The sequence below is a fragment of the Franzmannia pantelleriensis genome (genome assembly GCF_900102875.1).
GTDB classification, from domain to species: Bacteria; Pseudomonadota; Gammaproteobacteria; order Pseudomonadales; family Halomonadaceae; genus Franzmannia; species Franzmannia pantelleriensis.
In genome coordinates this window covers 41,600-61,466 of sequence record NZ_FNGH01000011.1, presented here as the reverse complement: position 1 = coordinate 61,466, position 19,867 = coordinate 41,600, and the positions used below count along the sequence as shown (strand labels likewise).

General features: G+C 66.0%; 16 protein-coding genes. 6 read left to right on the top strand and 10 right to left on the bottom strand.

Annotation, left to right across the window (positions count from 1 at the left end; genetic code table 11):
* Positions 1 to 79 precede the first annotated feature (79 nt).
* Both BLT16_RS14425 and BLT16_RS14420 read left to right on the top strand, forming a co-directional pair.
* The gene (locus BLT16_RS14425) at positions 80 to 1,903 is read left to right on the top strand and encodes a monovalent cation:proton antiporter-2 (CPA2) family protein (RefSeq protein WP_089659216.1); all 1,824 of its coding nucleotides are present in this window, start codon (positions 80 to 82) and stop codon (positions 1,901 to 1,903) included.
* Positions 1,904 to 1,991: 88 nt separating this feature from the next.
* A complete protein-coding gene (locus tag BLT16_RS14420) occupies positions 1,992 to 3,320 on the top strand; it encodes a YrzE family protein (RefSeq protein WP_089659215.1) in 1,329 nt (442 codons plus the stop codon).
* Here the strand turns inward: BLT16_RS14420 and BLT16_RS14415 are convergent.
* From BLT16_RS14415 to BLT16_RS14400, 4 genes are all read right to left on the bottom strand, one after another.
* Entirely contained in the window at positions 3,262 to 5,673 is a 2,412-nt protein-coding gene (locus BLT16_RS14415; protein ID WP_245701689.1) for an ATP-dependent DNA helicase, read from the bottom strand. The genes BLT16_RS14420 and BLT16_RS14415 overlap by 59 nt on opposite strands.
* The gene (locus tag BLT16_RS14410; RefSeq protein WP_089659214.1) at positions 5,670 to 7,379 is read right to left on the bottom strand and encodes a VRR-NUC domain-containing protein; all 1,710 of its coding nucleotides are present in this window, start codon (positions 7,377 to 7,379) and stop codon (positions 5,670 to 5,672) included. Before BLT16_RS14410 ends, BLT16_RS14415 begins: the two co-directional genes overlap by 4 nt.
* A gap of 90 nt (positions 7,380 to 7,469) precedes the next feature.
* Positions 7,470 to 8,447, bottom strand: coding sequence for a YihY/virulence factor BrkB family protein (locus BLT16_RS14405; protein WP_245701687.1), 978 nt, complete (start codon positions 8,445 to 8,447; stop codon positions 7,470 to 7,472).
* A gap of 29 nt (positions 8,448 to 8,476) precedes the next feature.
* Positions 8,477 to 8,998 (bottom strand): retropepsin-like aspartic protease family protein, encoded by a 522-nt coding sequence (locus BLT16_RS14400; protein WP_089659213.1) that lies wholly within the window; start codon positions 8,996 to 8,998, stop codon positions 8,477 to 8,479.
* Positions 8,999 to 9,173: 175 nt separating this feature from the next.
* Between BLT16_RS14400 and BLT16_RS14395 the strand changes: the two genes are divergently transcribed.
* Positions 9,174 to 9,788, top strand: a complete 615-nt coding sequence (locus BLT16_RS14395; protein ID WP_089659212.1) for a flavin reductase family protein — start codon at positions 9,174 to 9,176, stop codon at positions 9,786 to 9,788.
* Here BLT16_RS14395 and BLT16_RS14390 read toward each other — a convergent pair.
* The 3 genes from BLT16_RS14390 to BLT16_RS14380 all read right to left on the bottom strand — a co-directional run bounded on the left by BLT16_RS14390 (position 9,772) and on the right by BLT16_RS14380 (position 13,850).
* Entirely contained in the window at positions 9,772 to 11,628 is a 1,857-nt protein-coding gene (locus tag BLT16_RS14390; protein WP_143025081.1) for a bifunctional diguanylate cyclase/phosphodiesterase, read from the bottom strand. The two genes, BLT16_RS14395 and BLT16_RS14390, sit on opposite strands and share 17 nt — an antisense overlap.
* Positions 11,629 to 11,769: 141 nt before the next feature.
* Positions 11,770 to 12,501 (bottom strand): sulfite exporter TauE/SafE family protein, encoded by a 732-nt coding sequence (locus tag BLT16_RS14385; protein ID WP_089659210.1) that lies wholly within the window; start codon positions 12,499 to 12,501, stop codon positions 11,770 to 11,772.
* Entirely contained in the window at positions 12,498 to 13,850 is a 1,353-nt protein-coding gene (locus BLT16_RS14380) for an MFS transporter (RefSeq protein WP_245701685.1), read from the bottom strand. The genes BLT16_RS14385 and BLT16_RS14380 overlap by 4 nt, the downstream gene beginning before the upstream one ends.
* 241 nt (positions 13,851 to 14,091) lie before the next feature.
* Here BLT16_RS14380 and BLT16_RS21045 point away from each other — a divergent pair, with 241 nt between their 5' ends.
* Positions 14,092 to 15,495, top strand: a complete 1,404-nt coding sequence (locus BLT16_RS21045) for a substrate-binding periplasmic protein (protein ID WP_089659209.1) — start codon at positions 14,092 to 14,094, stop codon at positions 15,493 to 15,495.
* Positions 15,495 to 16,730: a GGDEF domain-containing protein gene (locus tag BLT16_RS14370; protein WP_089659208.1), complete on the top strand. Its 1,236-nt coding sequence runs from the start codon at positions 15,495 to 15,497 to the stop codon at positions 16,728 to 16,730. The genes BLT16_RS21045 and BLT16_RS14370 overlap by 1 nt, the downstream gene beginning before the upstream one ends.
* Positions 16,731 to 16,732: 2 nt before the next feature.
* On the opposite strand, the gene BLT16_RS14365 is transcribed toward BLT16_RS14370, so the two are convergent.
* On the bottom strand, positions 16,733 to 17,143 hold the full coding sequence (locus BLT16_RS14365) for a VOC family protein (RefSeq protein WP_089659207.1): 411 nt from the start codon (positions 17,141 to 17,143) through the stop codon (positions 16,733 to 16,735).
* A 111-nt stretch (positions 17,144 to 17,254) separates the two neighbouring features.
* On the opposite strand from BLT16_RS14365, the gene BLT16_RS14360 reads away from it, so the two are divergent.
* The gene (locus tag BLT16_RS14360) at positions 17,255 to 17,548 is read left to right on the top strand and encodes a sll1863 family stress response protein (RefSeq protein WP_089659206.1); all 294 of its coding nucleotides are present in this window, start codon (positions 17,255 to 17,257) and stop codon (positions 17,546 to 17,548) included.
* Positions 17,549 to 17,551: 3 nt separating this feature from the next.
* On the opposite strand, the gene BLT16_RS14355 is transcribed toward BLT16_RS14360, so the two are convergent.
* Together BLT16_RS14355 and BLT16_RS14350 are read right to left on the bottom strand one after the other, a co-directional pair.
* Positions 17,552 to 18,766, bottom strand: coding sequence for a toxic anion resistance protein (locus BLT16_RS14355; RefSeq protein WP_089659205.1), 1,215 nt, complete (start codon positions 18,764 to 18,766; stop codon positions 17,552 to 17,554).
* A gap of 41 nt (positions 18,767 to 18,807) precedes the next feature.
* Positions 18,808 to 19,749, bottom strand: a complete 942-nt coding sequence (locus tag BLT16_RS14350; protein WP_089659204.1) for a cobyrinic acid a,c-diamide synthase — start codon at positions 19,747 to 19,749, stop codon at positions 18,808 to 18,810.
* Positions 19,750 to 19,867: the final 118 nt, after the last annotated feature.

Here is a 19,867-nt window from a genome sequence, read left to right as displayed (position 1 = left end):
GTGCTCACCATCTGGTGACGCGGCGCTGGCGGGTTATCATGGTAGCTCTTGCCCTGCTGACCGCTGAACGGATGCTACCTTGGCCACCGACCTGCTCTACAACGTACTGATATTTCTCGCCGCCGCGGTACTGATCGTGCCGCTATTCAAACGGCTTGGCCTCGGCGAAGTGCTCGGCTATCTGGCCGCCGGGGTGGTCATCGGACCCTCGGTGCTGGCGCTGGTGCCTGACGCCGAGGGCGTACTGCAGTTCTCCCAGGTAGGCATCGTGCTGCTGCTGTTCGTGATCGGCCTGGAACTCAAGCCAGCACGCCTCAAGGTAATGCGCCATGCGGTGTTCGGCTTCGGCAGCCTGCAGGTCGCGGTGACCAGCACGGTGCTGTCGCTGGGCGGCTGGTGGCTAGGGCTGGCGCCGGCCGCCGCGCTGGTGGTGGGGTTCAGTCTGGGCCTGTGTTCCACTCCGCTGGTACTGCAGCTACTCGGCGAACGCAAGGAGCTGCAGACACGCCACGGCCGCAACGCTTTCGCCCTGCTGCTGTTCCAGGATCTGGCGGCCATTCCCGTGCTGGCGGCAATCCCGATCCTCGCCGCGGGGTCACTGCTGGCCGATGGCGCCGCTCCCCTACTGCGCGAGGTGGCGTTTGCCGCAGCGGCTTTCGCGGTGCTGATCGTCGGCGGTCGGCTGCTGCTACGGCCGCTGTTTCGCATGGCCGCCGGTACTGCGAGCCGCGAGGTGTTTGCCGGCACCACCCTGCTGGTGGTGATTGGCGCCGCGCTGCTGATGGAACTGGCCGGACTATCCATGGCGCTGGGCGCCTTTATCGCCGGGGTACTGCTCGCCGACTCCGAGTATCGCCACAACATCGAAGCCGATATCGAACCCTACCGCGGGCTGCTGCTGGGGCTGTTCTTCATGGCCGTGGGGATGATGGCGCAGATCGGCCTGCTCGCCGAGCAGCCGCTGACCATCCTGGGGCTGACGGCTGGCCTGCTGCTGCTCAAGGGCGCCAGTGTGCTTATCGCTGCACGGCTCTACGGTACCTCCTGGAAGGAGGCCAGCAACCTCGGTGTGCTGCTCTCTCAGGGCGGCGAGTTCGCCTTTGTGCTGCTGACCGCCGCGGCCGCCGCGGCACTGCTCGATGCCGGCCTGGTGCAGATGCTGATTCTGGTGATCTCGCTGTCGATGGCCACCACCCCACTGCTATTTCTGCTCCATGTACGCTGGCTTCGGCCACGCTTTGACGCCACCAAACCGCGACCCGCCTACGATAGCCCGCGCGACGACTCGCCGCGGGTGATCATCGCCGGATTTGGGCGCTTCGGCCAGATCATGGGCCGTGTGCTGCAGGGGTTGAAGATTCCCTACACCGTACTCGACATCAACGCCGACCAGGTCGACTTCGTACGTCGCTACGGCAACAAGGTCTATTTCGGCGACGCCTCGCGCAGTGACCTGCTGCGCGCTGCCGGCGCCGACAAGGCGCGCATCCTGGTGATTGCGGTGGGCGATATCGAGGCGTCGATGCGTATCGCCGAGCGCGTGCGACGCCAATTCCCGCATCTGCGGCTCTACGCCCGCGCGCGTAATCGCTATCATGCCCACCGCCTGATGCGCGCCGGCATCCACCGGCTGATCCGCGAGATGCTGCCGTCCAGCCTGGAGCTGACCCGCGAGCTGCTGATCGAGCTGGGCCTGCCCCAGGACCAGGCGCAGCACACCATTGATACCTTCCGCGAGCACGATGAACGCACCCTGATGCGTCAGCTCGAGGTATTTGGCAACGAGAAGCAGCAGATTCAGACCGTACAGGAGGCCGCCCGCGAGCTGGAGGCGCTCTACGAGGCGGACGAAGATATCGCCACCCCCGCCCGCGGCGCCCCCTCTCAGCACGAGGCGCGTTAACGCCACATCCTGTAGCCAGGGGCTGGCATCCCCCCTACCGGGGCTCGACTATACTGAAACTCTGCCCGACCTGACTGGCGGAGCCGTCATGCCCCGATATGCCCACCGCGTCTGGCCCGCGTTGCTGCTGGTGTCCGGTCTCGCCGTCGACGCCTCGGCCCAGGCGCCCACCCTCTCCGACGAGACGGCAGCGGAGCCCCGATCCGTTGAGCGGGTGGCATTCGACTGGGATCGCAGCGTCGAGAGTCTGAGGGTTCTGGATCTCGACGGTCGGGAAATCGACGCCGAGGTCGAGGCACGCGAAGCATCGGGGCGAATTAGCCTCAGTGTCCCATCGCAGGCCCCCTTTGTGGTCAAGGGTGACGAGGTCGAGACCCGCCGGCTCACCAGCGAAGAACGGCAGGTGCTGCCGGGCGGGCTCTTTCTCCCCGCCACCTCCGCAACCGATGAGGTCATCATCCCCCCGGGGCTCGGCATCTCGCCGCTGCCGCCGCTGCCCCCCAGACCGTCCACCTGGCTGCGCCTAACCGTGGTGGCCAGCCCGGCTCCCGCGACCTGGAACCCGTTGAACGGCAGCTACCACACCCGGCTCAGCTTCGGCGTCTATCCCTCGGATGATCAGCACTTTTCCCCTGATCAGCCTCTCGAGCAACCCATCGAGATCAGGGTGAGGCTGCGCGGCCTCACCACCCGTGAGGTAGTGCCTCCCCTGCTGATCGAAGCCCCGGGATTAGCCAACGAGCAATCCCTGATGCTCGATTTCATGCCCTCGACGGCGACCCCCACCCTGGAGGTCAATTCCACCCTCTCGGACGTCAATCTGGCGCTCGAGGCGCTCCCCCGTCTGGAAGTCCGTCCGCAATCGACCAGCATGGTAGGGCTCGGGCTGGCTCGGATGGCCATCAACGTCGAGCAGGTGTCGCCCCATGGTGAGCCACTGCGCGCCACCCGCCCTACCCGCGTGGCCGTGACGGTCGCTGGCCCCGCCACGCCCGATCCCAGCGAGCTGCGGATCGAACCGGACGCGTCCATGGCATCCCTGGAACTGCGCTCCTCCGGCCTCGCTCCGCTTACCGTCAGCGCAGTGGCCGGCAGCCTGAGAGGAGAAGCGACCATCCAGCAGCGCGTGCCCTGGGGACCGATCCTCGCCGCCCTGCTGGGTGGTGCCCTGGGGGGATTCGGCCGCCGCTTCGTCAAGGGAGCCCCCAAGGCGCCGACGCCGCTACGCCTGCTGGAGGGCATCATCGTGGCCCTGATCGCCTACGTCGCCGGGGTCCTCGGGGTCGGCTATCTGGCACTGCCCATGGCCGTGGTGGCCACCGAGGCCGGCGCCTTCCTGAGCGGCGCACTGAGCGGGTTCATCGGCGTGAATGTGCTGGAGCGCCTGCAGGCGAAGCTCTCCCCGCAGGCCGGCTAGCCGCCCCCTCGGACCGTGCGACTGCGGCAGACATTGAGGCCACGTCCGGCTGCCACCAGGCCGGCAGCAGCGCCAGGTTGCGGGCCTCTCCGAAACGGTCGTCGAGCAGTACCACCACGCCGCGATCCTCAGGGCCACGAATCACCCGGCCGGCGGCCTGTACCACCTTGGTCAGCCCGGGGTAGCGATAGGCATAGTCGAAGCCTCGACCGAAGCGCGCATCCAGGCGCGCCTTGAGAATCTCATTCTCCGCGCTGATCGGTGGCATGCCGAGGGTGGCGATAAAGGCCCCTACCAGGCGTTCTCCAGGCAGGTCGATGCCCTCGGCGAAGGCGCCGCCGAGCACCGCGAAGCCAATCCCGCGACCGCCGGCGACGAAGTCATCGACGAAGGCCTGACGCGCTGTCTCAGCCATCCCGCGGCGCTGGCTGCGGACGGGGATCTCGGGGTACTCGTGGGCCAGACGCGTCAGCGCTGACTCCAAGTACGCAAAGCTGCTGAAGAACGCCAGGTAGTTGCCGGGTGCACGGTGGTACTGCTCGGCGATCACGGCCACCAGGCCATCCAGCGATCGGTCACGGTCGCGCCAGCGGGTCGAAAGGTGACGCGCCAGGCGCACCTCGAGCTGTGCACCGCTGAATGGCGACGCCACCTCCCACCATACCGCCTCGGGCGCCAGCCCCAGCAGGTCGCGGTAGTAGTCGGCCGGGCTCAGGGTGGCAGAGAACAGCACCGTGGTGTGACTCGCCGCCAGCCGCGGCGTCAGGAAGTCGGCGGGGATCAGGTTACGCAGTGCCAGGGTCGCGCGGCCTCGCCCGTGGCGGGTCAGGGTACAGATCGAGTGGTCGTCGAAGGACTCCGCCAGCCGGCAGAGTGCCAACGCCTCGAACATGAACGCCTGCAGCTCATCGGCCTCGCCAACAGGATGCTCGGCCAGGTAGTCGCCGACCGCCGAGACCGCCTGCTGCAGTGCCTGGATAAGCCCCCCCGGCAGCGTCTCGAGCAGGCGTGGCGCCTCATCCTCAACGCCCTGATCCGCGCTGTCGGCGGCGAGCAGCGCCCGCCACTGCCTGGCCACGCGCCCCAGCGGCCTTGCCAGAGCCGGAGGCGCGCGCCGCTGGACGGCGTTACAGCGCTGCTGGTCGAGGCTGGCGCTATACATGCCCCGCGCCCGCTCCACCAGGTTATGGGCTTCGTCGACCAGCACCGCCACCCGCCACTCCTGTGCCTGGGCGGCCGCAAACAGCAGCGCACTGGTATCGAAGTAGTGGTTGACATCGCCTACCGTCAGATCGCACCAGCGCACCAGCTCCTGGCCAAGGTAGTAGGGGCAGATGGCATGCGTCCGTGCCAGCTCGCGCAGCGCCTCCCGGTCGAGCACACCGCCACGCTCCACCGCCGCCTGGCGCGCCGCCGGCAGGCGGTCGTAGAAGCCCTGAGCCAGCGGGCAGGCATCGCCGTGGCAGGCCTTGTCGGGATGCTCGCAGGCGGTATCACGGGCCACCAGCTCCAGTACCCTCAGCGGCAGTGCTGACTCGGGCGTACCGCTGACGCCCAGGGTCCGCAGCGCCTCGAGCGCCAAGCGCCGCCCCGGGGTCTTCATGGTCAGGAAGAACACCCGATCGAGCGCCTGACGAGGCATCGCGGCAAGCATCGGGAACAGCGTGCCAAGCGTCTTGCCGATCCCGGTAGGCGCCTGCAGCAACAGCTGACGGCCGGTGCCGGCCGCCTTGTACACCACTTCGGCCAGTTCACGCTGGCCCCGGCGGAAGTCGGCATGGGGAAAACGCAGCGCGGCCAGGGCTGTGTCTCGGCGGCGACGGTGATCCGCTTCCTGTTCGGCCCAGGCCAGAAAACGTTGGCACTGGTCGACGAAGAAGGCCTCCAGCTCGCAGGCTGTGGCCGCTTCGTTGAAGCGGGTTTCCGCACCGCTGTCGATATCCAGATAGACCAGCGCCAGCTCGACCCGCTCGAGCTGGCGGGCCCGGCACAGCAGGGCGCCATAGACCTTGACCTGAGCCCAGTGCAGGGCGCGCTGATTGGCGCCCATCCGCGCCAGGCTGCCGCGGTGGGTCTTGACCTCCTCGAGACGCCCGGCAGAGGGATCGAACCCGTCAGCGCGCCCGCTGACCAGCAGCCGTGCGCCTGGCACCACCACCTCCCCGTGCAGACTCAGTTCACTCTCGTAGCCCGCCCCGCGCCGCTCGGCGATCAGCTGGTGCCCTTCGATGCCCTGCTGGGCAGTGGGTGACGGCGTAAAGCGGTGGTCCAGGTCACCGGCTCGGGCGGTGAAGTCGCACAGCGCCCTTACCGCCACCCGGTAGCAGGGGCTAGCCACCGGCGCATCGCTCACGGTGGTGTCTGCCAGCGCACCCGACACACCGAGGCCGGGATGCCGTGGGTGTGGAAATAGGCCATCCAGCGACGCTGGTTGTCCTGCAGGCGATCACCGGGACCCTTGACCTCGATCAGTCGATAGCGCGGGCCCTGGGTCGCCTCTGGGAGGAACTGGATCAGGTCCGGCAGCCCCGCACGGTTGGTGCCGATATCGGCCAGCAGCCGCACGAACAGCCGTTCGAGGTGGGCCGCCGGCAAGCAGGCCAGGGCGCGCTCCAGCAGCGTCTCGTCGAGCACCTGCCAGTCGACGAAGGGCGATGCCAGGCCATGCTTGGTGTGCCAGTGACGTCGTATGGTCGCGGCATAGCTGCCCTCTTCGAGCTGTGCCAGGCAGACGTCAAAACGCTCACGACGACGCCCGACGAAGTCCTCGCGACGCAGGTCGGCCGGCCCGCGCTGGAAAGGGTGGAAGAAAGCGCCGGGCAGCGGGGCGAAGATCGCCTCCCAGCACAGCAGGCCGAACAGCCCGCCGATCAAGGCGTTCTCGACGTAGTGGACCGGACACTCCGTGCGCTGCAGGTGGTCGCGTACCGCGACTTCAACACCGACAGCGGGCTCCGGCAGCGTCAGCGTCCAGTGCTCGATATCGGGCGCCGGCGGCGGCGGCTGGACGGCCAGCCCCAGTCGCCGTCGCAGCCGCGGCACCAGCCGTGCCAGGGCCTGGCCCTCGGCGTCGCTGCGCGACGGCTGCGCCTCGGCCAGCGTCAGCGCGTCGCGCGATTCGCCCAGGCGCTCCAGCAGGCGCAGGCGACGAATGCGCGCCTCGCCGCCACCGCCCGGATCTCGAGCAGACTCGGTGTAAGCCTCAAGAGCCAGTGTCTGGTTACCGTGGCGCTCGGCCTCACGGCCCAGCTGAAACAGCAGCCGGGCGCGCCGCGTGGCCAGCCAGGGGCTGTCCCAAACCTCATCCGAACCGCTCGCCGCCACCTCGGGCCATAGCGAATCGGCGCTCTCGCCCACGTCGAGCCGCTCGCGCAACTGGTGCAGATGCCGATAGGCATCGACCTCGGCACGCCGCTGAAACGCCCGCGAGGCGGGATCCAGCGGCACCCGCTCGTAGCGTTGCATACCAAGCTCGGCGAGCACGAAGTCGGCCCAGTCCTGGCGCAGATTGCCGAAGAACATCAGCCGCAGTCGCTCGCAGTGGTCCATGCAGGTGATGCGTACGATCCGATCCGGTGCCTCGGGCCACCACTGGGTGAGCCGTCGCGGCTCTACCAGCCGTGCCGCCAGCGCCTCGCGCAGCCGCGCCTTGCCGGTCGAGGCGGGCAGCCCCGCCGCGCGGATGTCCCCAGCCAGCGCGGTACGCAGCTCGGCCAGGCGCCAGTGGCGAAACAGCTCATCGAGGGAGAGCAGCGGGTCCTCCTCGACCCAGCCGCTGACGACCAGCGGCGCCAGCGCCGCGGCGGTATCGCCGATCTCGGCATAGTCCAGGCGCGCGGCACGGAAGGTCTCGCCACGGCGCATTACCATGCGCACCAGCAGTGCCTGGGCCGGCACCGGCAGGTCCAGTACGTCACGCATGAAGGCACGCTCGGCGTCGCTAAGCAGGTCGTCGTAGCACGCCGCGACCCACTCCAGCAGGCAGCGGAAGTTGGCCAGATAGTAGCGCGGATCGTCGAGAGAAGCCGCCGTCGGAGCGGCGGGCCATTTACTGTTCATTTATCCATGATAGCAGGCACCCTACGCCGGCGACCAGATCGACCTCACCCGCTCGCGACGCTGCGCTGAAGGGCCTTCCGTATGACCGTCTCAGCGCTTGCGCCAGGGCTGCGCCTTGCCCAGGGTATCCGCCACGCGAGCGCCGCGCTCGCCCATCGGCCGCGGCTCGCCGATAGTGGTATCGCGGCGGGTCTGACGCTCCATTTCGCCGTTGAGTTCGGCACCAACCAGGACCATGAAGGCCGACAGCCAGAACCACAGCAGGAGTACCACCACCGCCCCCAGCGAGCCGTATAGCTCGCTGAAGCTGGCGAAGTGGCGAGCGTATAGCGACAGCCCCAGTGAACCCAGCAGCCACAGCAGGGTCGCCGTCACCGTGCCAACGCTGAGCCACTCCCAACGTGGCGCGCGCCGGTAAGGCGCAAACCGATACAGCACCGCGATCACCAGCATCATGATCAGTACCAGCAGCGGCCAGCGCAGCAGGCTGATCAGCGTCACCAGGGTACTGTCGAGGCCCAGCATGCCGATCACCAGCGGCAGTCCGGCGATAAACACGATGGTCACCAGGGTCAGCACGATCAGCCCCACGGTCAACGCCGAGACCACCGTAGCCTTGTGGGCGAAGCGACGCTGCTCATGCTCGCCGTAGACGATGTTCAGCCCCAGGATCAGCCCGCGTACGCCCTTGGAGGCGACAAAAAGTGCTATCACCAGACTGACCAACGCCGCCACACTGAGCCCGGCGTCGGTGTTCTCGCTGATCTCGTTGGCCTGGTATTCGATGATCGCCGCCGCGCCAGGAGGAATGAAACGGCTCAGCTCAGTGATCTGGCGCGCCATATCGTGGGGGTCCAGCACCAGCGCCCAGATCGAGATGATGGCCGCCAGCGCTGGAAATACCGCCAGCAAGGCGTAAAAGGCCACCCCGGCAGCGAGCATGGTGATGTTGTCATCGCTCATCTCGCGCCTGACCCGCCAGACAATATCCAGCCAGCCGAGGCCCCCAATCTGGCCCGGCTGCTCGGCGCGACGGCCACGGGGGGTGTTCGACCCGTCCTCGGTCACGTGCGGCTCCTTAAACTTGGCAAACACAATCAGGGCTCGGGACGACTGAGCACCATCTGATCACCACTGATCCGAATATCGAAGCGGTTGAGAAAGCTCATGCCCAGCAGCGCCCTGTCGCCTTCCATGCCCGGATTGATCGAGCCGCGCACCTGGCGCGCGGTGAGGCCGCCAAGGCTGACGCGGTCAAGCTCGGTGATAAAGCCGTCGACGCGGCCGTTGGCGGTCTGGAAGCTGGCGGTGCGACCCGCCTCGAGAGCCAGCTGCTCGGCCAGGTCATTGGACACTGCGATGTAGGTCGCCCCGGTATCGAGCAAAAACTCCACCGGTTCGCCGTTGATGCGCCCGGTGGCGACGAAGTGCCCCGAGGCGTTGCGGGTCAGGGTCACCGGTTCGTCGCCCTCGGTCATGTGCACCAGGCCGGCGTTAGGGTTACGCCGCTCATCGAGCACGCCCTGGAACCACCAGCTGCCCATGGCCAGCACCAGCAGCCAGAACAGCAGCATCATGCCGAGCCCGGTGCGCCGCACGCCTCTGTCCTGATCGTCCATTGACTCACCTCCACCGGCAGCCGCCTCACCCATACATAGTCGCCGCAAACGGCGATCGGTTCCCTCCAGCCTACCAACACCTCGGCGCACACGCGGCATCTGGCCACTTTACCGCGCATCGATTCAATGGTGGGATACATGACCTACCGCTCGCCATCGCCTGGAGACACGCCCAATGACCGATACTGCCCTGCCCACCGACGCATGGGACGCTGGCCGCCTCTATCGACTCTTCACCGGCAGCATCGCGCCGCGACCGATCGCTTGGGTCGCCAGCGTGGACGCCGCCGGGACCGCCAACCTGGCGCCCTTCTCGTTCTTCAACGTGGCCAGCGTGGCGCCGCCGGTGCTGGTATTCTCGCCGCTACTCAACGGCCAGGCCGAGGCCAAGGACACCCTGAACAACCTCGATGCCGTGCCCGAGTGCGTGATCCATATCGGCGGCGAGGCACTGGCCGAGGCGCTCAACGCCACCAGTGCCAGCCTGGCCCCGGATCAGGACGAATTCGCGCATGCCGGGCTGGCAAAGCTCGCCATGCCGCCCTTGCAGGTGCCGCGGATCGCTGAAGCGCCGGTGGCCTTCGGCTGCCGGGTACGCGACATCATGCGCTTCGGCGAAGGCCCCATGGCCGGCAACCTGGTGATCGCCGAGGTAGTGGCAATCCACGCCGACCCGACAGTATGGAACGGCCGTCACGTCGACCTGGAGACGCTCAAGCCAATCGGTCGCCTGGCGGGCAGCGACTACCTGCGCGCCAGCGATCGCTTTGCCCTCAGCCGCCCGGGCTGATCACATCACGGCAGGCATTGGCTCGCATGAGTATCTCACCCAGTGCCTCGCAGGCCATTGGACGATGCCAGAGATATCCTTGTACCTGCTCAATCCCAATATCACCCAGTACCGCCTGTTGAGCCTCCGTTTCGACGCCCTCCGCCACGACATTGATCTTCAGCGCACCGCCAATATTGACAATACCTCGCGTCACTTCGCGGGCGGTGCAGTCTGTTGCCAGGTCGATGATAAAGCTACGGTCAATCTTGAGCGTATCCAGTGGCAGTTGACGCAGGTAGCTAAGCGAGGAGTAGCCCGTACCGAAGTCGTCCAATGCCGTCCTGATGCCGCGTGACTTCAGCATTTCAAGCGCCTGGACCGCACGGTCAATACGTTGGATCAGGGCTTGTTCGGTCACCTCGATGACCAGCAGCTCAGGCGCCAGACCCGCTGATGACAAGGCAGCATCTATATCGCCGATCAACCCCTCGCGATAGAGCTCTGTGGCGGAGATATTGACATTGACCTTTACTGGCTCTTCCAGCGCATCGTTCCACACGCGAGCCGCTTGGCAGGCACGCAACAAAACCCAGCGCGTAAACTCTTCGCATAGCATGGGATTATCTTCGACAATCGGGATGAACTCGCCGGGACTCACCGTCCCAAGGGTCGAATCCTCCCAGCGCGCCAAGGCCTCACAGGCGACCACACGCCCTGTGCTATAGCTGACAATGGGTTGAAAAACCAGACTCAATCGACTCTTGGCCAGTGACTCGATGAAAGCCCGGGTCATCTGATCACGACGCAGCACACGCGATTCATCGCCATCATCATAGAAGCTGAACCCGCCTTGACTCGGCTTGGCAATATTGGCACGACGCGACAACTCCTCGGCCCCTGCGGCTTGATCAGGATATAGACAGGCGCCAACCGCCACCTGGGCACTACGCTTGCCGTTAGCAATGTCGTAAGGACGAATTGCTTCATGGTAGATGCGCTCAGCCCATTGATGAGCCGTCGATATCGAAGAAATATCGCCTCTTGCTATCAGCAGCCGATCAGGTAGGGGGCGCGATACCATGCCATGCTGTCCGCTGATGGCTTTCAACCTCTCGCTGAACAGGTTCATTGCCTCATCGCGCGCTTTTTCTCCATAGGCATTTGCCATTTCGTCATACTGAATAAAATGCACGACCGCTAGCCCGACCTTGGCGTGACGCTGATCAGCAGATTCAATTACCGAGAGTAGGCAATCGTGTCCGACCAGCTGACGCGGTAGTGACGTTGCTGGGTCAAACAAGGCCTGCTCGACTAGATCGGCCTGAGTGAGTTTCAAGCGGTCAGTAAACAGGATTTCGTGCTCGACCAGCTCTGCCAACTGTGCAAATCGCTGTCTCTCTTGATCATCCAACTGTCGCTGCCGCTGATCGAGGACACACAATGTTCCCACCGCCTGTCCTTGCGAATCTCGTAATGCGTGGCCTGCATAAAAGCCTAGCCCGTCGTGACAGAGCATTTTCGACACCTTCTCGAAGAAGGCCTCATTGCCCTGTTTGCTGACTTCATGAAAGCCGTTCTGCAGCGTGGGCTGGCAGAACCAGGCCCCGTAAGGGCGCTCGCAGTCAGGCTGGATGCCAATCGCGGACTTGATCCAGGCGCGCTGGGCATCGAATAGCGTGACCAGACAAATGGGAGTGCCAAGAATATCGGCGACCAGGCCCGTCAAACGGTCGAAACGTCTTTCTGACCCGGTATCGATGAGCTCGAAGAGTGATTGATCCTGCCAAGGCACCGATGCATCAGGCGTCAGGCCCGGGGCATCCATGGAAAGGGAAGAAGGGGGTGGGGAGCGCGTCAAAGTGGGACCTCCACAGCAAACGGAATGCTAGTGACCTGCTGTTCCGCCTAAATGGAGACGGGCAATCCCTCGCGGCTGGCCGATCACGAACTTCAGTCGTGAAGTCGCTTGTAACGGTTATCGGCCCTTTTCACGCCTTCTTTAGCCAAATATCAAATAGCCGCCTAACAGCAACAGCCCGATGAAGAAGCAGCGCCGAAAGGCCTGCTCGGAGAGCCGCGGCCGCAGCCGGCGCCCGAGGCGCATGCCCAGCAGTGCCGGCAGCACGGCCATGGCCGAGAGCCCGAGCAGCTCGCCATCGAGCAGCTGCTGGCCCCCCATCGAGATCGCCAGCACCAAGGTCGAGAGGGTAAACAGGACGCCCATGGACTGGATCAAGACATCCCGGGGCAGGCCCAGCGCCTGCAGGTAAGGCACCCCGGGGAACACCGAGGAGCCGGTCATGCCGGTCAACAGGCCGTTGAGCACACCGCAGGCGACCCCCGCACGGCGTTCACGCCGCACCTGCCAGCCGTGGCGGTGCCACAGGTTGAGTAGCGCATAGGTCACGATCAAGCTCCCCAGCAGGGCCGCCAACCAGCTCGGGTCGAGCCGCGCCAGCAGGCTGACACCGGGCCAGATCGCCACCAGTGCCGCGATCAAGAACGGCCATAGCCGGGCCACGATTACCCGCAGCTGCCCGCCGACCAGCGCCTGCCAGACGTTGGTGACGAAGGTCGGCACCAGCATCAGCGCCACCGCCGCCGGCAGGCCGACGCTAGCGGTGAGCAACGCCAAGGCGATGGTCGGCATGCCCATGCCGATCACTCCCTTGACCGCACCGCCCAGCAGAAAGGTCAGGGCGATGACCAGCAGCGTCAGCGGCTCGCTCATCGACCCGGGGCCTGCCACTGTTCGGCCACCCGCTGCCCACGGCCCTGATTGACCGCCAGGCAGATCAGGATGGCGACGATGAACAGCCCCGCGCAGAGCAGGATCGAGGCCTGCAGGCCGACCACCGACTGCAGCAGCCCCAGGCAGATGATGCCGAACACCCCGGCCAGCTTGTTGGCCAAGCCCCAGAAGCCGAAGAACTCCGCCGATTTCTCCAGCGGCGAAAACAGCCCCACCAGGGCGCGGCTGGCGGACTGGCTGGAGCCCAGGCTAAGCCCCGCCAGGCAACCGACCACCAGAAACAGATGCTGCGCCTCCCAGTCGAGCCCCAGCTGAGCGTTGAGCCAGGCCGTCAGCTCCGGGGTCGCCCAGATCGCCAAGATCGCCGCCACCCACAGCAGCAGCGTGCCGATATAGGTGACCTTGGCGCCAATGCGATCCTGGATCATACCGAAGCCCAGCGCACCGGCGGCGGCAGTGATCTGCACGATGATGAACATGATATTGCGGATCGACTCGTCCCAGCCGATCACCTGAGCACCGTAGATGAAGGCGAAGGCGATGATGATGTAGACCCCGGCCATGGAGAACAGCAGCGACACCAGGAACACCCCCAGATCGCGGAAGCGGCGCAGATCCTGAAGGGTCTGGGTGACCCGCTGACGGGCGATGCGATAGTAGCTCATGCCGGCGGGCAGCGCCTGGGGCGTGCCGCGCTCCCTGAGCCACAGGAAGGTGGGGATGGCGGTCACCAGGAAGAAGCCCGCGGCGAAGGGGCCGACCCAGCGAATGCGCTCGAAGTTCTCGGCGCTGGCTTCGCCGAGCACCACCAGCGTGAAGCCGGCGGCGAACAGGCCACCGACATAGCCCAGCGCCCAGCCGAAGCCGGAGATCTTGCCCAGATCTCGAGGAGGCCCCAGATCAGGCAGGAAAGCGGCGATGAACGACTCGCCCATCGAGTAGGCATAGTTGGACAGAGTGATCAGGATGAAGCCCAGCAGCACATAGCCCGGCGCCACGAAATAGAGCATCGCGGTAGTGGCGATGGTGGCCAGATAGCTGATGAACAGAAAGCGCTTCTTGCTCGCCGAGTAGTCCATCACCGCCCCACATAGCGGACCGCTGACCACCACCATCAGGTAGCTGAGCGCCAGCGCCAGGCTCCACAGCAGGTTGGCCAGGCGATAATCGTCGCCGCGGTCACCGACGATCACCGTGGTGAACAGTTCGCCGAACACCACGGTGATGATCAGCAGGGTGTAGGCCTGGTTGGCGAAGTCGAACATCGCCCAGCCCAGTATCTCCTTGCGCGAAGCCCGGCTGCGGGGCACGACGCCGGTATGGCTCATGGGGCATTCCTTTGTGAGCGTGGCTCGACAAGACTACCAGCAGAGTGGCGCTCGCCACTACGCAGCGCTAAGACCGATGCAGCGATACGACCGATCGAGTGACATGCTGCCGGTTTTCCTCTAGCTTGGAGCCTAGCTGCCGATATTCTTTATAAGTGGTCGGCCTTGCTTGACGGCCCGACTGAACATGGCGACCGCCATCATCTTTCAGGATGCGTCTCGGACAGGGAACACCGCGCCCATGATAGCAAGGCTGATACTGGCACTGTGCCTGATACTGCCGCTCACTTCGGCTCTCGCCCTGGAGCGGCTGACCTTCATTACCGAAGAGTATCCGCCCTACAACTATCGCCATGACGGTCGCCTGGAGGGGATCGCCATCGAGGTACTCGAGGCCCTGTTCGAGGCCACCGACACCCCACTCGACCGCGACGCCGTGCGCTACTTCCCCTGGGCACGCGGCTACGATATCGCTCTCACCGAACCGGATACGGTGCTGTTTTCTACGACCCGCACCGAACAGCGCGAGGCGCTGTTCCAATGGGTCGGCCCGATCGCCCGCGACAGCGTCACCCTGCTGGCACGGCGCGACAGCGGCATTCGCCTCGACGACCTCGACGCCCTGGCCGCCCAGGACTACCGTATCGCGGTGATTCGCGAGGACATCGGCGCCCAGCGCCTGATCGAAGGTGGCGTGAGCGACGACCAGCTGCGCCCGGCGATTTCCAATCTTAGCGCGCTGAAGATGCTCGAGCACGGCCGCGTCGACCTGTGGGCCTACAGCCAGAACGTGGCCTTCTGGCTGATGGAACAGCACGACATCGACACCCGCTACTTCGAGCCGGTGTATACCCTCAGCGAGTCCGATCTCTACTTCGCCGTGCACCGCGACACCGACTCGGCCCTGGTCGAAGCCATGCAAACGGCGCTCGACGCCCTCGAGCGGCAAGGCCAGCTGGCACGGCTCACCGGCAGCGAGGTGACCTTCACCACCGAGGAGTACCCGCCGTTCAACTACCTGGATGGCGACCGCCAGATCGACGGTCTGGCAACACGGATCCTGCAGCGTGCCCTGGCCGACACCAGCCACAGCGCCAGCTTCCGGCTAATGCCCTGGGCACGCGCCATCACCGAAGCGCGCCTGCGCGACAACCACTGTGCCTACTCGACCAGCCGCACACCCGCTCGCGAAGCGCAGTTCAACTGGGTCGGCCCGCTGGCCAGCAATCGCTGGGCGGCCTTCGTGACCATCGACAGTCCACTGATGGCCGACGGCCTCGATGAGCTCGCCGGCCTGACCGTCGGCAGCTTTCGTGAAGACGCGGTGGGTCAGCACGTCGAGGCCCGCGGTATCCCCATCACCGTGGCTAGCCAGGAGCGCGACAACATCCAGCGGCTCACCGCGGGCCTAATCGACGTCTGGGTCACCGGCGAACTCACCGGCCGAGTGCTTGCCGCCGAAGCCAACGTCGAACTGCGCAAGCTGTTCGACTTCCACGACGTCGAGCTCTATCTGGCCTGCCATCCGTCTGTCTCCGCCACCTTCCTTTCCGACCTGCAGCGCACGTTGGACGATCAGCGCCGTGCCGGGGTCAATGCACGCATCGAAGCCGAGGTGCTCGATACCCTGGGAGTCGCACCGTGATGCGCCGCAGTCTGACCGCCAAGCAGGCCGGTCTCACCCTGCTGATCGCCATTTTCTTGAGCATCATTGCCGGCGCCCTGGAACTGGCCTCGGACGTACGCACGCTGCGCGACGAAGTCCGCGAGCAGACTGCATACAGCCTTCAACTGGTCAACGGCACTGCCGCAGAAGCCGCGTTCCAGCTCAATCCCGACCTGGCCGCACAGGTCATCGATGGCCTGTTTGCCGCCGGCAATGTCCAGCAGGTGGTGATCCGCGACGACTTCGAGCGGGTCATGGCCAGCCGTGAGCTGAACCGCGACAGCCAGACCGGCTGGCTGATCGAGCGCCTGTTCGGCGACATCCTTCACTACCGCGCCAGCCTCGACTACGACCTCGGCCAGGGCAGCCCGGCGAGCCACGTGGGAGAAATCGAATTGCGCCTGGCGATGGATAGCCTGGGCAGCGCCTTCGTCGAACGCAGCCGGGTGGTGTTCCTGCTCAGCGTGATCAAGGCCTTCGCTATCGCCGCCCTGGTGGTAGCGGTGTTCCATGTCTTCATCACCCGGCCGCTGCTCAAGGTGCATACGGCGATTGCCGCCACCGACCCGCGGCGCCCCGGCGACTGGCCGAAACCCGCGCTCGGCCATCATCACAACGATGAGCTCGGAGAGCTGGTCGAGAGTCTCGATGAGCTGCTGAACGCCTTTCAGCGCGGTCTCGAGCAGCGCGACCAACTGCACCAGATCTCGACCCGCGATGGGCTCACCGGGATCGCCAACCGGCGCTGCTTCGATGACGTCTACGCCGCCAGCTGGGAAAAGAGCCGTATCGAGGGCACGCCACTGGCTGTGATCTTCCTCGATGTCGATCACTTCAAAACCTACAATGACCAATTCGGCCATGCCGTGGGTGATGACACCCTGCGCGCCCTGGCCAGCGCCCTGGCCGAGGTAGTCACGCGGCCGGGAGACCTGGTGGCGCGCTACGGCGGTGAGGAGTTCGTGTGCATGCTGGCCAATACCGACCTCGAGGCAGCGCAACGGGTCGCCGAGCGCATTCGCCAGGCGATTCACGCCCTGGCGCTTCCGCATCCCGAAGCGGAGAGGGTCACCGCCAGCATCGGCATCGCCAGCGCCATGCCGGTCGAGGGTACCCTCGACCGTGAGCAGCTGCTGGCCCTGGCCGATCAGCGGCTGTATCGCGCCAAGCATGCCGGCCGCGACCGCATCGTCAGCGGCGAGCCTCAGGCGTGAAGCTAGGCCGGATCGGGCGGCCCTTTGAGCTCGACGGTATTGCCTTCAGGGTCGTCGATATACAGTGACGGCCCCTCCCCGCGGGCTCCGAAGCGGGTCTTGACCTCACCGGGCTCGACGCCATAACCCGCCAGATGAGCGCTCAGCTCGGCGGCATCGAAGCGCGTCAGGCGCAGGCAGAAATGCGCCAGGTTGCGCCCTTCGCGGCCTGGCGCGGCGCCGCCCTGGCGGCCCAGCGGGCCATCCACCGGCACCAGGTCGATCAGCGCATCGCCGGCGCGCAGCTGCAGCAGCCCGATCTCTGGCTTGTCGCGAGCTACTTCACAGCCCAGTACCTCGCAGTAGAAGCGACGCATGGTCTCGAGGTCTACCACCCTCAGCACCAGATGATCGAGCCCTTCGATAGCAAGCATGGGGATCTCCTGTGTGAACCACGATGATAGAGCGCGCCATTCGGCGATGGCAGGCAGGCCAGGGGACACGCTAAACTCAATATGACCGCTCACATCGAGAGGAGCACCATCATGCACCCCGAGGACGACCTCTTCGCGCGTTTGAAAGCGGCATTGGCACGACTCGATGCCGAGATCGACGCTCTCGCCGCCAAGGCGCGCCAGGCCGGCGACGAGGCCCGCACCCGCTATGCCGACGACCTCGAGCGCCTCAAGCGCCGCCGGGTAGAACTGGAAGTACGCCTGGATGCCCTGCGCTGGGCCGGCGAGGCAACGTTCAACTCACTGGCCCGCGGCCTGGAGGAGGGCGCTGGGCTCGCTCGCAAGGCGTTCCACGACGCCCGAGCGCACTTCCGGCAAGGCTGACGCTCAGGGACCGTCAGGGTCGGCGCTCGTCTCATCCCCCGGCTGGGCGCGGTTGCCACGCTGATAGCGCGAGACCGCCGCACCGCCTTGCTCGGCCAGCTGTGCCAGTCGGTCGATCTGGGCATCGAGGGCCGGCAGCGCCTCACGCCGATAGCGCGAAAGGTCGTCGATGGCCCCCATCACATCCCCGAACGCCTCCTCCAGCGCCTGCATGTCGAGCATCGCCGAGGACGCTCGGGTCTGAATATCCACGCCCTGCTGGCGCAGCGCCTTGGCGGTACCGCTGATCATCTGCGAGGTGGTGGTATTGAGCGCCTCGACGCGGTCCAGCACCAGCCGCTGGTTGGCCATCGCCAGGGCGACCGTGACCGCCACCGTCAGCGCCGAGACGGTGACGTTGATGGCCCGGTCGACGCCGCGCATCAGCTCGCGATTGTTGCGGATGATCACTTCCAGCGCCAGCACGCCCTGCTGGCACACCGCCTGCTGCTGCTGGAGATCGACGACGCGCTGGCGCAGCGGAAACAGCAGCTCCTCCTCGACGAAGCGCCGCTGCTCGTCCTGCGCATCGCGCTGGGCGATGGCCCGCTGCAGCCGCGCATCGATCAATCTGCCCAGCTCGACCTGGCGGTTGAGCTGGCCCAGGGAGGCACGCAACGCTTCCTGGTCATCGCCCAGCGTCAGGTTGTCGCGATACAGCATGTCGCGACCGCCCTCGAGGTCGGCAATGATCGCGTCCAGCGCCTGCTGGGCATTCTCAAACTTGCGGAAGTAGCGTTGCAGGCGGCTGCCGGCGCCGGGTACCAGCGCCAGAACACGGTCCAGCGGACTCGCCGCCAGGCGGTGCTGGGACGGGTCGAGGCTCTGCATGCGGCCACGCAGATCGACAAGCGCCTGAGCCACCGGCCCGCCGTCATCGCCCTGGTGGGCCAGCTTGCGCAGCGGGGTCTGCAGCATGGCACTCTGATGCGCGGCCTGCTGCTGCAGCTCGCGGCCCATCTCATCCACGGCATGTCGCTTGCGCGCCAGGTCGGCCTCCTCGCCGTCGGCCAGCACGTCATCGACGAATGCCGCGGCCATGGCCTCGAGCTCAGGGTCAGCCGGCGCCTCCTCGGCACCGGGTGCCGCATCGAGGGTCTCGGCCTCGTCGAGCTCGCGCTCGATGTCGGCCAGCGGCGGTAGGGAAAGCGGTGAACGCTGCGGGTCTTGCTCGCTCATGGCGGTCATTCCTTGCGTCTCGGCTATCAGCCTAGATTACCTCACTCGGCGTTGCGCCCGTAACGCTCGGCGCGGTCGACGAAGCGGCGCAGTTCCTCCAGCGCCTGATCGGTACCGCGCGAGGCCTGGGGGCGCTGGGTCTCGATGCGCGCCATGGCCACGGCGGTGTCGTCGAGTACGGTCAGCGCCGACTCGTTGCGGGCGGCCAACTGCTTGAGCCGCCGCTCGGTGCTTTCGAGCAGTTCCAGGCGCCGCTTGAGCGCCACGCGCTCTTCGACGCTGAGCTGCGCCTCCTTGGCCAGCCGCCGCCGCACGAAGGCCTCATCCACCCCTACCACGCCGCTGGCCTGGGAGGCCATCGAGGTCAGGTTGTCCACCGCCCCCAGGCACACCTCACTGACCAGACCGCGGGAGCGCTCAAAGGCCAGCTCCCCAGGCTCGAAGCGCCCACCAAGCACGCTCATCACATGACGATAACGGCTGAAGAGGCGGTCTGCCTGAATGGCCAGATCCGGGCGATGTACGTCGAGCAGACGCTGCTTGGCCGTGCACAGCGCGCGCACCAGATCATCGGCGTCGGCAGGCGGCCGCGCCGGATCGAGCACCGCGACCCCGCTCTCATAGGCGTTACGCTCCTGCTCGGCCCGCTGGCGCTCGGCCTCACGGGCCAACTGGGCCTGGCGGCGTCGCTCGCCACGCCGTGCCCACCAGCCGCGAAGGCGACGCTCCAGCGGCAGCGACACGGCGATGGCGCCCAGCCCCGTCAGCCAGCCCAGCAAGCTCGGTGAAAAACCGCCCCACAGCGAGGTCAGCCACAGCAGCACACTCACGAACGGGAACAGCAGGCAGTAGCGGGCGATGACCTGCCAGCGATTGGGCGACGCCAGCGGCACCGCCAGACGCGGATTGGCCAGCCCCACCAACAGCCATGGCAGGCAGGTCATGAACAGTCCATAGGAAAACCCCTGCAGAAATCCCAGCATCGGCTCGTGGTCCTTATCCCTCGGGCAAGCAGTCTCGAGTGTAGAGTAAGCGTGTCGCCAGGATAAGAGGCCAGCGCCGTCGTGGTACGCTCGAGGTTCGTCTTCACGTGCTCCCTCG